At 45.9% G+C, this 14,469-nt stretch carries 8 protein-coding genes; all 8 read right to left on the bottom strand.

Annotated elements, in window-relative coordinates:
* Window positions 1–17: 17 nt before the first annotated feature.
* Window positions 18–842: a Cof-type HAD-IIB family hydrolase gene (locus DXB70_RS07160; protein ID WP_118672977.1), complete on the bottom strand. Its 825-nt coding sequence runs from the start codon at window positions 840–842 to the stop codon at window positions 18–20.
* 139 nt (window positions 843–981) lie between these two features.
* Window positions 982–3,930: a PAS domain-containing hybrid sensor histidine kinase/response regulator gene (locus DXB70_RS07155; RefSeq protein ID WP_118672976.1), complete on the bottom strand. Its 2,949-nt coding sequence runs from the start codon at window positions 3,928–3,930 to the stop codon at window positions 982–984.
* Window positions 3,931–3,935: 5 nt separating this feature from the next.
* Window positions 3,936–5,786, bottom strand: a complete 1,851-nt coding sequence (locus DXB70_RS07150) for an ABC transporter substrate-binding protein (protein ID WP_107001582.1) — start codon at window positions 5,784–5,786, stop codon at window positions 3,936–3,938.
* Complete coding sequence (locus DXB70_RS07145) at window positions 5,764–7,971, bottom strand: ATP-binding protein (protein WP_118628756.1); 2,208 nt, start codon at window positions 7,969–7,971, stop codon at window positions 5,764–5,766. The genes DXB70_RS07150 and DXB70_RS07145 overlap by 23 nt, the downstream gene beginning before the upstream one ends.
* A complete protein-coding gene (locus DXB70_RS07140) occupies window positions 7,955–8,770 on the bottom strand; it encodes an ABC transporter substrate-binding protein (protein WP_118672974.1) in 816 nt (271 codons plus the stop codon). Before DXB70_RS07140 ends, DXB70_RS07145 begins: the two co-directional genes overlap by 17 nt.
* 394 nt (window positions 8,771–9,164) lie before the next feature.
* Window positions 9,165–11,798: a pyruvate, phosphate dikinase gene (gene ppdK / locus DXB70_RS07135; protein ID WP_118628757.1), complete on the bottom strand. Its 2,634-nt coding sequence runs from the start codon at window positions 11,796–11,798 to the stop codon at window positions 9,165–9,167.
* A 456-nt stretch (window positions 11,799–12,254) separates the two neighbouring features.
* Window positions 12,255–13,643, bottom strand: a complete 1,389-nt coding sequence (locus DXB70_RS07130) for a glycine--tRNA ligase (protein ID WP_118522402.1) — start codon at window positions 13,641–13,643, stop codon at window positions 12,255–12,257.
* 95 nt (window positions 13,644–13,738) lie between these two features.
* Window positions 13,739–14,398, bottom strand: a complete 660-nt coding sequence (locus tag DXB70_RS07125; RefSeq protein WP_107001586.1) for a hypothetical protein — start codon at window positions 14,396–14,398, stop codon at window positions 13,739–13,741.
* Window positions 14,399–14,469 lie beyond the last annotated feature (71 nt).

Here is a 14,469-nt window from a genome sequence, read left to right as displayed (position 1 = left end):
CGAATCTGCCAAATCTTCTACAGCATAAACTTCTCCACCACATGAGCCACACCGTCGTCGTTGTTGGAATAGGTAATAAAGTCTGCAGCTTTCCGCACCGGAAGCACCGCATTCTCCATCGCTACACCTAATCCGGCATACTGAATCATCGTGAGGTCGTTGTAGCCGTCCCCACAGGCAATCATCTGCTCACGCGAAAGCCCGATGTGAGAAAGAAGACGCTCTAACGACTGTGCTTTATCGATGCCCCTCGGAAGCACCTCCAGGAAAAACGGCTCCGAACGGTAAACGCTGAAATTCTTCCCCATCGCCGCCTTGACGCGCGGCTCGACCATCGCCAGGTAGTCTCCATCCTCCATCATCAGGTATTTCGGTACCGGATACGTGATCGCAGCTTCTATGTCGTCCACCTGTACTAACTCCATGCCGTTGATCCGCGCTTCCAACTTCGCATAGGGACTGTCACTCTGGTTCGTCAGAAGCTTTGCCCCCGCCTCATCGTAACTCAAAAGCCCCACCTGTTCCTCCTCGGCCAAGCGTATAATCTTCTGATTTGCCTCCTGCGGCAGGGAACGGCTGAATATGATCTCGCCGGTTTTGCAGTTCGTGATCCTGCCTCCATTAAACGACAGAATATAACTGCCGTATTTTGCCAGCTCCAGCTCTCTCGCAAGCGGCAGCACTCCCGGCGTCGGACGCCCGGACGCCAGTACAATCTTCTTTCCGCGCTCCTGAAGCTCCATCAGACGCTGCTTCGTCTTTGGCGCAATCACCTTATCTCTGTTTGTTAAGGTTCCGTCCAGATCCAGGACGATAATCTCATAACTATGTTTTTCGGTCATATTTACTCCACATTCAAATCATACATACTATTTTGTCAATTAGCAACATGCCACATTACTTAATGCAATCCCTTCTTAACTTCTCAAATGGTTAACTCATATACTTCCGTTACTTTTGCCATTGCTTCCTGTATCCCCTCTATGAAAGATTTTTTTGCAATGCATCAATTAATTCCTCTACAACAATTGGCTTGGATAGAAATCCATTCATACCGTATTCCAGCGCTTCCTTCCTGTCTTCATCAAAAGCATTGGCAGTCATGGCAAGAATAGTGATTCCCGCCTGTGCCGGATCATCCAGGGCACGAATCCGCTTTGTGGCCTCATACCCGTTCATGACAGGCATCTGCACATCCATCAACACAAGATCATAACCGCCCGGTTTCGATTTTTCTACCTTCTCCACTGCCTCTGCTCCATTTTCGGCAGTGTCAACCAGAAAGCCATATTCATTCAGGATCTCCACCGCAATTTCACGGTTCAGTTCATTGTCTTCCACAAGCAATATACATCTGCCCTTGAAATCTGAACCTGCTGCCGGGAGAATATTATCCTCTTGCTCAGCCTGCCTCTGACCGATAGCTGTCATCAAGGTCTCTCTGATATCTGACATAAACATAGGTTTCGAACAGAATGCTGTAACCCCTGCCGCTCTGGCCTCCACTTCGATATCTGACCAGTCATAAGCCGTCAGGATAATGATTGGCGTATGGTCACCCAGACTGCGGATCTGACGGGTAACTTCAATGCCATTCATATCCGGCAGACACCAGTCAATGATATACGCATGGAATGCATCCCCCAGTTCCATAGACTGCCGCGCCCGGAGAACAGCCTCCTTACCGGAAAGAGTCCATTCTGAACGCATTCCAACCTTGACAAGCATCTTTGTCACACTGTCACAGGTATTAAAATCGTCATCTACAACCAGTGCCTTAAGACCTTCCAGCTCTGCGATCTTCTCTACATGGTGATGCTCAGGCTGAATCCGGAATGGCAGGCGGACAATAAATTCAGTTCCCTTGCCATATTCTGTCTGAACCTCGATAGTTCCGCCCATCATATTCACAATGTTCTTGGTAATAGCCATGCCAAGTCCGGTACCCTGAGTCCTGGTGACCGTGGAAGTCCGCTCCCTCTCAAAAGGAGAAAAGAGCTTCTGTACAAATTCCTGGCTCATACCGATTCCGTTATCCTTTACCCGGATCTCGTACAGCGCACTGCCGCTTTGCGTCCCCGGACACTGTTTGAGCCGGACTGAAACGGTTCCACCAGCAGGTGTAAACTTAACCGCATTGGACAAAAGATTCAACAGTACCTGGTTCAGACGCGTCTTATCACAATAGATATCCTCATTAGTCACATCCATTGCATCCATATAAAGCTCCAGCTGCTTCGCATGGATCTGCCCACCAATGATCGTCTTCAGGTCATGAAGCACATCCGACAGGCTGACCTCTGTTTCTTCCAGATGGATTTTTCCACTCTCAATCCGGCTCATATCCAGTATATCGTTGATCAGTGAGAGCAGGTGGTTGCTGGATGAAAGAATCTTACCCAGATAATCCCGGACTCTTTCCTTATCATCAATATTACTTACAGCCAGTGTGGTAAAACCGATGATCGCATTCATGGGTGTCCGGATATCGTGAGACATATTGGAAAGAAACGTACTCTTGGCCCGGTTTGCTGTCTCCGCAGCACGGACTGCCTCAGAAAGTGCCTGATTCATTTTCCTGTCAGAGGTACGATCCGACATAACCAAGATATATTTTCTTTTTCCGTTTACCTCGCTGCACATTGCAACATTATGAAACCAGCGCTGCTCTCCTGATTTATAATGAACGTATTCAAACTCCCATTCTTTCTGTTCATGAACCCGGATTCTCTCCAGATAATTTTTATCCGGTTCTTTCGGATTTTCAGAATGCAATTTTCCCAAAACATGAATATCCTTACGGATCTCTTCTACCGTAATCCCCAACAATTTTTCCGCATTCGGGCTGACGTAATCTGCCTGATATGTTCTAGCATCCAGCATCAGAAAAACATCATCTACATTCATTGACAGCTTCTGAAACAATTCGTCTCTATACAGGATCTCCGTATCCTTTTTCCTGAGGTTTGTTCTGCCTTTTTGAACAATAAAACTGATAAGTAAAGCGGCAATACAGAGCACGACTCCTCCCACGAGAAGCATTGTATTAAACTGCAGGCTATTCATACTGGCATTCACGATATCCGCCGGGACAAGTCCCAGAAACATCCAATCCTTGATATCTGATTTTTCATAGACCAGATAATAGCTCCTTCCATCAAGCTTTACCAGCTTCGCATCGGTACGTCCTTCTTTAAACTTCTCCGAAAGCTCATTGATCTCTCTTTCAGACATATCAGAATGCTCTCTCAGAACACCGAAGAAATTATACACTCTCCCCCATGACCCAGAAGAATGCTCCACCACAACACGACCATCCGGATGAATCACATAGTTCTGGGCATTTCCGTCGAAAGCAGAGATATCCAGTACATTTACGATATCAGAATTCTCATAGGCAATGGCAATCTCATCATATTCAAATCCCTGATAACTTCCATAGGCCTTGGGAGTTGCAAAAACAAGCAGCTGGGCTTTTCCAGGAACTGCTGCATTTGTTATCACATCACTTCCCTGTCGGAGCTCCTCTTCCATATTTCCCTGTAATCCAAGATACCCTGTTTCACCTGTTACCTTCTTATAGTTTCCGTCAGCTGACAGAAAAAAGAATTCTAAAAAGCCGGCATCTTCCTGTGCTTTCTCTATATAATCACGAATTTCGTCTTCATTGGAGGTGTTCTGCAGATTCTCTCCCCACATATGAAGATAGGTCAGATTCTTGTCTGTCAGTTCCCGCAGCATATTATCAGACTGATGAAAAATCTCTGTCAGATGAGACACACTTTCCTCATATACCGTTTTCGACACAAATTTAAAATATCGGGAAACCGTCAATACGATTCCAAGAAAAACAGCTATAACGACAGCTGCCTTGAATTGTTTTCTATTGACAAGTTTCTTTTTGTCTGTATTATGATTCTTAATATCCATTTTTCTCACCTCAGAGCCACATAGTCTTCAGGCTCTGCAAGAACGGCATCACCATCTGAAATATATCCTATCCAGGTATCCTTCACAGAAGTATCTCCCCTATCAAACACAATATTATCCTCTACCGGATAATTCTCCATGTGTTTAGGTATCGTCAGGCAGGTTACCGTGAACATATCATTGTCTTGAACTTTCTTTCCATCCTTCATAACTTTGCTCAATGTATAACCATCATCCGTTTCCCTGATCTCCACAGAAATACCGCTGACTACAGGTAGAGAACCGCTGTTAAAGGGAATAAAGCCTCCCTCATAGCCTTCCACAAAATTTCTGACAGTCTCTTTCAGCTCTGCCCCACTCATCTTACTGCTGTAAGCCAAAAGACCATTTGGCATGATCATGCTGCCCGCCATTTTTTTCGTATACCCGGCTTTCAGCACGTTTCCGGTAAAGCTGTTTCCGGTGGCGATCAGCACATCCGTCCCGTAGACACCGCGCAGCGTATTTGCCATAACCGAATAGGCTGCATTACCTCCACTGGCATGGAAACGATTGGAATAGAATTTCTGTGAATCCAGCAGGATATCCTCGGAGATAGTCTGCTGATTCAGAAGCTGGGTGTTAAAGGACTGATAAGCCTGCCCTGCATCGTATTCTCCTGCGATCATCTTAGATACTACATCCTTGGAAATAGAGAAGAAGTCATTTGACGCAATACGGATATACATGTGATTTTCTTCGATCACAGGTTTCACATCTTTCAGATATTCTGTAAGATGGATATCCACATCCTGGCTGTAGCTTAAGAGATCCTGACCATCATAAAGGATCTGGTTCTGAGCATCCTCTGAAAGCATTGTATCCAATACCTTCATGGCTTTCTTCCGTCGTGTTTCATCCTGTGCCAGATCACGGTTTAAAGCCACTTGAAAATAGGGTGTCGTCATCAGCCATTTTTCTCCATTCTCTTGAAAGAATGGCAGAAATGTTGTGTGAATGCCCTGATCCTGAAACATTTTAACACCGGAAGAGCTTCCAAAGTACATGGCAAGCTTACCACTTTTGAACAACTCAACCACATTATCATAGTTCAAATCCAAATCATCCCGGTTCAATCCTGTATCCCGGATAAACCGCTCCATCCGTTCAAAAGCCGCCGGCCAGACGGTATTGTCCAGACCTTCTTTCACTGTATGATCCGGGTCACTGTAGGTGGTGCGCCATCTGCGTCCGTCGGCAGAAGAAAGTTCTGACGCCGACAGGCCCTGCAGTGTCTCCATACAGGTATAGTCATAATAATAGTCTGCGGTAAACCCTCGGATTCCCACCTTATCAAATGCCTCGCAGGCAGAGACAAAGCTTTCATAGTCTGTTGGCAACGGGATATCATATTTTTCAAAAAGATCTTTGTTCACTACAAAGCCATGGGCATCCGCACACACCGGAAGCCAGTTTATGCTGCCATCCTCGTTCCTAAAATTGTTTAGATATGTATCATAGACAGCACCTGCCGCATTGGTTGTGGAAAGATCCATCAGGCTGTCTTTCAGCGAACTTGCATCATGCAGTGAAAAACGACAACAGGTTATAATATCCGGCAATCCTCCATTTTCATCAAGAAACTTATAAAAATCCAGATCATTATTTCCTACTACAAATTCAATGTTAATATCCGGAAGCTGTTCCTGAATATAGGGTGCATATTTTTCATACAGGTTTGTGCTCCATAAATACACCGTGATGGTTTCTGCATCTTCTTTTTCCGCTCTTTTCCCGCCGCAGCCTGATAAAAGTAATATGGCCATTACCATCACCAGGAATACAGCAAGTAACTTATTTCTTTTTTCCTTTTTCATTACGAATCCCCCTAAAACTGTGTTCCGCTAGTTCATAAATTACCTTTACCAGTAATTTTGCATCAACAGGCTTAGAAATATGTTCATCCATTCCCGCTTCTTTTGCTCTTATTCTGTCCTCCGTGAACGCATTTGCTGTCATTGCAATGATCGGTATCGTCTTAGCATCCTCTCTCTCCAGAGACCGGATCCTCTTCGTTGCTTCATAACCATTCATGACCGGCATCATGATATCCATGAGGATCGCATCAAATTCACCTAACTCACTTTTTTTGAATTGATCCACAGCTTCCTGCCCATTCCATGCCTTGGTCACGACAGCACCTTCATTCTGAAGCATAAATTCAGCAATTTCTATGTTCAGCTCATTATCTTCTGCCATAAGAATATGCAGTCCCTTTATAGATTTTCCATCTGATACATCTTTCTGTTCTTCCCATTTATCCGAATTCAGATCTATTTTAAATGGAACCTGGATCACAAAGGTAGTCCCTACACCATCTTCACTTTCAAAGGTAATGGTTCCACCCATTTTCTCAACCAGCTTCTTTGCAATCGACATTCCCAGACCCGTTCCCGCAAATTTTGTGCGGCTTCCTGCGTGTTCCTGTACAAACGGTTCAAAAATATGTTTCTGAAACTCTTCTGCCATTCCGATTCCGGTATCCCGGCAGACAAATTCTATCGTCGTCATCTCTGGCTGTTCGGATGGAATCTCCCGGCAGCTAATATAGATATATCCGTTTTTTCTGTTATATTTCACCGCATTCGACAGAATATTCATCATCACACGTTTCACATGTCCTGGACTTCCAATAAGCTTTCGATGTGTGATTTCTTTCTTCTCCCACACAATCCGGATATTCTGGTCTGCAGCCATCTGCTCGATCACAACAAGTACTTCCCGGGAAATACGGCTTAGATCAAATGGAATTTCTTCCAGAATCACTTCACCCGCCTCCAGCTTACTCATATCCAGGACATCGTTTACCAGCTCCAGCAACAGATTGGATGCCTCTTTCACCTTTGTTCTGTATTCTGTCTGTTTCTCCATATCATCTGCACAATGATCTGCCATATTGAGTAAACCGCAGATTCCATTAATCGGAGTCCGGATATCATGGCTCATCCTTTGGAGAAATTCCGTCTTCGCCCTATTGGCGGCTTCCGCCTTTTTGGCAGCTATCAGAAGTTCTGATTTATATTTTTCATCCTTTTCCCGCTCTTGTTTCTCATGTTCCAGATTGGTTCTGAAGATACAGGACCAAAATATACCAACTATCAAAGAATATAGAAAAATGACACCAGCCACACTTAATGGAAGGTTATGAAACACTTCCTCATCCAGAAGATATGCATAAATATAATAATCCCGCTGCTTCAGCATAATTCCGTAGCATCCGGTTCCTTCATTCTTCAAATGAAAAATATGCTGGCTGTCTGTGTGCTTTTTCATTGCCTGAATAACCTCATTGTCGGTCGTATTCTGCCCCAACAGGCTCTCATCGTTACTGGCAACAACGAGCCCATCGTCTGCAACAATAATTGTTCCATCTTTTTGGACACTATATCCATTTAAAAGCCCTTGTATCGTCAAAGTATAGTTTCTGGTAAATTCAGGAGATGTGTAATAGTAAATTGCCACAATACCCGGTGCGTCTTTTCTGGCGCAGGCTGCAATGTCGATCCGGGACCCGTCTTCCCTGGCAAGCCGTTCCGAATAGCTTCTTTCTTCATATCCTGTAAAATCCATGATAATTTCTTTTTGCAGATACTTCGTAATCTCATCCGTCAGAGACTCTTTTGTGCTATACTCACAGACCGTCTTTCCCTCTGCATCCAGTACAAGGATGCCATCCACCCAGAGAGTCTGCAGATTATCTTTCAGAAACTCCCGGCTTAACTGACCACCGTTTTCTGTTTCCATGTTAATATTGGTACTCATCTGTCTGGCACTTTCAATGGCACGGAGAAGGCTTTTGGATTCCGAAGATTCATTATAATGAGTATAGGTGGAACACTGCACTTTCACATAGTTTACAATCTCTACCATTCTTTCTTCTGCTTCCGCTTTTTCCGCATGAAAGAAATAAGTCAGGGAAACTACCGCCACACAGATTCCAAGCAAAATACCAACTATTTCTATCTGCTTTTTCTTTGTCCTTCCCTTAATATCCAAGTTCATCCACCTCCAGATACCTTCCCGGATCATCCAGATATTTTTCAATGATTTTCAGGGATGTTCCATCCCGACGCATTTCCTCCAGGGTCTGATCCATCTGCTCACAGATTCCCCGGTCATCCTCTTTTGCAAAGGCAACCCCTATACCGGTGATCATCAGCGGCTCTTCCAGAATACGAAAGCTTGTGTCATAATCCTTCATATACTGGACAATCGATTCCTCATGTGCGGCAACTGCATCTACGTATCCTTTTCCCAGAAATGTATAGATCAGCTCCCTGTGTCCCAAACTGATCAGATTACCCAGCTTTGGGATTCTCTCATCCGTCCGGTTCAGAAAAATACCTTCCGGTTTGGTTGTGGACTGAACAGCCAGATTCTTTCCCCCCAGGTCACTCAGTTTATAGATATCACTGCTCTCATTTACAGCAACCACCTGACGGCTTGCTATATACGGTCCGGCCCAGCGGTACTCGTCAAGGCGCCCTTCCATGGAAAAACAGCCCATGATGCAATCGATCTCCCCGCTCTCCAACAGTTCTTTTTTCTTCTCCCAGTTAATCTGGACAGGCTCCACCTGATAGCCCATTCTTCTGAACGCTTCTGTAGCCAGTTCTACATCAATTCCTGTCGGCACACCATCCTCATTCAGATAAGTGTATGGTGGATAGCTGTCGCTTCCCAGGGTGATGACGGGTTTTTCCGTTTCTTTTTTATTCTCACCTGTGTTTTTGCACCCTGCCAGGGTAACTGCTAAGATTCCAACAAGCAGAATACCTGCGATCACTCTTTTTCCTTTCATTTTCATTCCATCCCTGTTATTCTTTTCTATTTCTTCACATCTGATTTCCGGCCATTTATTACGATTCAGTGGCCCGCGCTTAGGTGTCCCCGTATATAAGACTTAATTTCCTATATGATCAAAAAAAGCTCCATGTAAAAAATTTACAGGAACTTTATCCATAATGCCCTCTTAACTCTTACCTTATATTCTTACACTTTTTATTATAGCATTCAAAATATACCATGTCCACAAAAAGTTGCCATCATCCATTTTGTTACTGTTCACACATGCGTGAACAGTAACTCCATTTTTTCATAAACAGCCACAGATTATTTATACAAAAGGACCCCCTTACTTTCGTAAGGGAGTCCTTATCTACTCATTTATTTTATTCAAGGTTTTCCTTAAATGATTATTTCTCAGCGATTGCAGCCTGAGCAGCAGCCAGACGAGCGATCGGCACACGGAACGGTGAGCAGGATACATAGTCAAGACCAATCTTGTGGCAGAACTCTACGGAAGACGGGTCGCCGCCGTGCTCGCCGCAGATACCTACATGAAGGGTCGGGCGCTCTGCTTTACCTAACTTGATCGCCATCTCCATGAGCTTACCTACGCCAGTCTGATCCAGTTTTGCAAATGGATCGCTCTCGAAGATCTTCTTGTCATAGTAAGCATTCAGGAACTTGCCTGCATCATCACGGGAGAAGCCGTAGGTCATCTGAGTTAAGTCGTTTGTACCGAAGCAGAAGAATTCAGCCTCTTTTGCGATGTCGTCAGCGGTCAGAGCTGCACGCGGGATCTCGATCATGGTACCTACTTCGTACTTCAGATCAACGCCTGCTGCTGCGATCTCCTCGTCAGCGGTCTTCACAACGATATCTTTTACATATTTTAACTCTTTCGCATCGCAAGCGAGCGGAATCATGATCTCCGGTTTTACGGACCAGTCAGCGTGAGCTTTCTGTACGTTGATAGCTGCACGGATAACTGCCTTGGTCTGCATAACAGCGATCTCCGGATAGGTAACTGCCAGACGAAGTCCACGGTGACCCATCATCGGGTTAAACTCATGCAGGGAAGCAATCAGGTTCTTGATGAACTCTACAGATTTGCCCTGAGCGTCAGCCAGTTTCTTGATGTCATCTTCCTCAGTCGGAACGAACTCATGCAGCGGCGGATCCAGGAAACGGATAGTTACCGGGTTGCCCTCCAGAGCCTCGAACAGACCTTCGAAGTCGCCCTGCTGATACGGAAGGATCTTATCCAGAGCTGCTTCTCTCTCTTCTACAGTGTCAGCACAGATCATCTCACGGAAAGCAGCGATTCTGTCTTCCTCGAAGAACATATGCTCGGTACGGCAAAGACCGATACCCTCAGCGCCAAGCTCTCTAGCCTTCTTAGCATCTGCCGGTGTATCTGCGTTTGTACGAACTTTCAGTCTTCTGAACTTGTCAGCCCATGCCATAACGCGGCCGAATGTACCAGCGATAGTAGCATCTACGGTCTTGATCTCACCTTCGTAAATATTACCGGTTGTACCATCGATGGAGATGAAGTCTCCCTCGTTGAATACTTTACCAGCTAAAGTGAATTTCTTATTCTCTTCATCCATAGCGATGTCGCCGCATCCGGATACACAGCAGGTACCCATACCACGAGCAACTACAGCTGCGTGAGAGGTCATACCACCACGAACGGTTAAGATACCCTGAGCAACCTTCATACCGGTGATATCTTCCGGAGAAGTCTCAAGACGAACTAAGATAACTTTCTCGCCCTTCTCAGCCCATTTCTCAGCATCTTCTGCGGTGAATACAACTTTACCGCAAGCAGCACCCGGAGAAGCACCTAAGCCTTTTCCAAGCGGAGTAGCTGCCTTTAATGCAGCAGCGTCAAACTGCGGATGCAGCAGTGTATCGAGGTTACGCGGGTCGATCATAGCGACTGCTTCTTCCTCTGTCTTATGACCTTCATCTACCAGGTCGCAAGCGATCTGCAGCGCAGCCTGAGCAGTTCTCTTACCGTTACGGCACTGTAACATGTAGAGTTTCTTGTTCTCTACGGTGAACTCCATATCCTGCATATCATGGTAGTGGTTCTCAAGCACATCACAAACCTTGATGAAATCTGCATATGCCTCCGGGAACTCCTGCTCCATCTGCGCGATCGGCATCGGAGTACGAACACCAGCAACAACGTCCTCGCCCTGTGCGTTCTTTAAGAACTCGCCCATCAGCTTCTTCTCGCCGGTTGCCGGGTCACGGGTAAATGCAACACCTGTACCAGACTCATCGTTTAAGTTACCGAATACCATCGGCATTACGTTTACTGCAGTACCCCAGGAATACGGAATATCATTATCTCTTCTGTATACGTTCGCACGCGGGTTGTCCCAGGAACGGAATACAGCTTCGATCGCTAATTTTAACTGAACAACCGGATCAGACGGGAAGTCCTCACCTAACTGTTTCTTATACTCAGCCTTAAACTGCTCTGCCAGAGTCTTTAAGTCAGCTGCGGTCAGCTCTATGTCGTAGTGAACGCCTTTTTCTGCTTTCATCTTGTCGATGAGCTGCTCGAAGTATTTCTTACCAACCTCCATAACGACATCTGAGAACATCTGGATGAAACGTCTGTAGGAGTCATATACAAATCGCTCAAATTTCGGGTCCGGGTTGCCTGCGATCATCGCTGCAACTACCTCGTCATTTAAACCAAGGTTTAAGATGGTATCCATCATACCTGGCATGGATGCTCTCGCACCGGAACGAACCGATACTAACAGTGGGTTCTTCAGATCGCCAAATTTCTTTCCATTGAGCTCTTCCATCTTCTTAACGCCTTCCATGGTCTGTGCCATGATCTCGTCGTTAATCTTGCGACCATCTTCGTAATACTGAGTACAAGCCTCAGTTGTGATTGTAAATCCCTGTGGAACCGGCAGACCGATGCTTGTCATCTCCGCCAGGTTCGCTCCCTTTCCTCCCAGCAGGTTACGCATGGTCATGTCGCCCTCGCTAAACATATAAACCCATTTTGCCATAAGTATTTTCCTCCTATACTCGTTTATGTTTTACATTCACATATTTGTATTTATGTGAAAGATAAAAGCCATCGTGAATATTATAACATAAACTGCGGTCTAGTAAAGAGTTTTTTTGAATTCTTTCCAACTTTTTTTCGATCAATATATATTTTTTTGTAATTTTCGCGAATATTAAATGAGATGACTATCCAGAACAGCTCCTACTCCTCCTGTTTTTTTCTGTTCTTTCGTCCCTATTTGTGGCACAAACTGAGGAATCAATTTCACAGCCTGCCGGATATCATCCTCTCCTGCCGTAAAATAAATTTCTTTTTTTGCAAAATGTCAAAAAATGTCACAAGTCCTCTCTAACACAAAAAGCAGAAACCACATCCTGTTTCCCGGAATATGGTTTCTGCTCTTTTGTCTATTTGTAACTGTTCAGTACCTTCACAGTTACGTCTGTTTAAATAATTAGAAACGGAACTTATCCTCAAAGTAGTTCTTTAACTCAGCGATCGGCACACGTACCTGCTCCATGGTATCACGGTCACGGATGGTAACAGCCTGGTCGGTCTCCGACTCGAAGTCGTAAGTGATGCAGAACGGAGTACCGATCTCATCCTGACGGCGGTAACGCTTACCAATGTTTCCTCTGTCGTCGAACTCGCAGTTGTAATACTTGGAAAGCTCTGCATAGATCTTCTCAGCGCCCTCGTTGAGCTTCTTGGACAGCGGAAGCACACCGATCTTAACCGGTGCAATCGCCGGATGGAAGTGAAGAACGGTTCTCACATCGCCCTCGCCGATCTCTTCCTCATCGTAAGCTGCACACAGGAATGCCAGCGTTACACGGTCAGCACCCAGGGACGGCTCGATAACGTACGGGATGTATTTCTCCTTCTTCTCATCGTCAAAGTAGGTCATATCCTGACCGGATGTGTTCTGATGCTGGGTCAGATCGTAATCGGTACGGTCTGCGATACCCCACAGCTCGCCCCATCCGAACGGGAACAGAAATTCCAGATCGGTCGTCGCCTTGCTGTAGAAGCACAGTTCTTCCGGAGAATGGTCACGCGCGCGCATCTCGTCCGGCTTGATGCCAAGTGTCTGCAGCCAGTCGATGCAGTGCTGTTTCCAGTATGCAAACCACTCAAGGTCGGTTCCCGGTTCACAGAAGAACTCAAGCTCCATCTGCTCGAACTCTCTGGTACGGAAAGTAAAGTTACCCGGTGTGATCTCGTTACGGAACGATTTACCGATCTGACCGATACCAAACGGGATCTTCTTGCGGGAGGTTCTCTGTACGTTTTTGAAGTTTACAAAGATACCCTGTGCAGTCTCCGGACGCAGGTATACAGTATTTTTGGCATCCTCGGTAACGCCCTGGAAGGTCTTGAACATCAGGTTAAACTGACGAATGTCGGTGAAATCATGCTTGCCGCAGCTCGGACAGCAGATGTTGTTGTCATCGATGTACTGTTTCATCTGCTCCTGGGACCAGCCGTCTACAGAACCCTCGATCTCGATGTTGTGCTCTGCCATATAGTCCTCGATGAGCTTATCTGCACGGAAACGCTCTTTACAGCTCTTGCAGTCCATCAGCGGGTCAGAGAAGCCGCCCAGATGTCCGGATGCCACCCATGTCTGGGAGTTCATAAGGATCGCACAGTCTACACCTACGTTGTACGGGCTTTCCTGAATAAATTTCTGCCACCATGCACGTTTTACATTGTTTTTCAGTTCTACGCCCAGATTGCCGTAGTCCCATGTATTGGCAAGGCCGCCGTAAATCTCAGAACCCGGATATACAAATCCTCTTGATTTTGCGAGCGCCACGATTTTGTCCATCGTCTTTTCCATTTGTCTTGTCCTCCTGATTCATTTATCATTGTACCCGTCCCCGCCTCTTCTTTCGATATCTGGCAGATGGACGAATTTAACAATCATTCTGTTTTTTATCTTTTAAAAATCACATAAGCCGTGCCTGTTTCCGGCAGACTGACGGTTGAATCGTCTTTTAACTCGGTATTCGAACTGCGGTAAAGCACTTTTCCGCCGACCATCAGCGTCGCACCGCCCTCGCTCCGGACTGCCATGCCGCTCTTTTCATTCTGAACCGTATCCGTTCCGGCTTCGCTTCCATCCGCTTTTACCAGCTCACCCTCGGAAAACCATCCATCGGCAATCGCCTCCGAAAGCGGCTTTGCCTCCAGCGCCGTCAGGGAGTTGCTGGTGTCCTCATTGTCATTCGTCTCTCCGAATGCTTTCAGATCTTCAAAGGAAGCATAATCAAAGATCGCAGTCACCGTGTCTTTTCCCGCCTTCACACTTTTCAATGCTGCCGGCAGTCTCTCGGCATTTTTCTGGTTCTGTGCCAGCGCCCCGGCGCCTTTTTCTTCATTAAAATGAATCACTGCCGTCTCTAAATACTGCTTTAATTCATTCTCATCGACCGAAATACCGCCGGTCTGCTCCACCAGAGCACTCGACAGCGCCCCGTCTTTTGCCACATATACGCAGCTCTCCGAAGGGGAAAAGGCGGTTTCCCGTGAGCCACAGCCGGACAGCATCACACCCACGGTACACGCTGCCAGAAGAAATCCTCTTTTTTTCATTGCTCTTCCTCCCAAGCGCAAAAATGCTCCTACAACCAAGTTTTTATAGTATACCTGCTTTTCTATGTATT

This window comes from Clostridium sp. OM05-5BH (assembly GCF_003481505.1).
GTDB classification, from domain to species: Bacteria; Bacillota; Clostridia; order Lachnospirales; family Lachnospiraceae; genus Otoolea; species Otoolea fessa.
The sequence above is the reverse complement of the archived record's forward strand: the minus strand, read 5'-3'. Positions and strand labels throughout refer to the sequence as shown.

What these genes read in the sequence shown, in the direction of transcription:
- ppdK (WP_118628757.1), bottom strand. Translation starts at nt 11,798, where the DNA reads ATGGCAAAATGGGTTTATATGTTTAGCGAGGGCGACATGACCATGCGT.
- DXB70_RS07130 (WP_118522402.1), bottom strand. Translation starts at nt 13,643, where the DNA reads ATGGAAAAGACGATGGACAAAATCGTGGCGCTCGCAAAATCAAGAGGA.
- DXB70_RS07145 (WP_118628756.1), bottom strand. Translation starts at nt 7,971, where the DNA reads ATGAACTTGGATATTAAGGGAAGGACAAAGAAAAAGCAGATAGAAATA.
- DXB70_RS07125 (WP_107001586.1), bottom strand. Translation starts at nt 14,398, where the DNA reads ATGAAAAAAAGAGGATTTCTTCTGGCAGCGTGTACCGTGGGTGTGATG.
- DXB70_RS07150 (WP_107001582.1), bottom strand. Translation starts at nt 5,786, where the DNA reads ATGAAAAAGGAAAAAAGAAATAAGTTACTTGCTGTATTCCTGGTGATG.
- DXB70_RS07140 (WP_118672974.1), bottom strand. Translation starts at nt 8,770, where the DNA reads ATGAAAGGAAAAAGAGTGATCGCAGGTATTCTGCTTGTTGGAATCTTA.
- DXB70_RS07160 (WP_118672977.1), bottom strand. Translation starts at nt 842, where the DNA reads ATGACCGAAAAACATAGTTATGAGATTATCGTCCTGGATCTGGACGGA.
- DXB70_RS07155 (WP_118672976.1), bottom strand. Translation starts at nt 3,930, where the DNA reads ATGGATATTAAGAATCATAATACAGACAAAAAGAAACTTGTCAATAGA.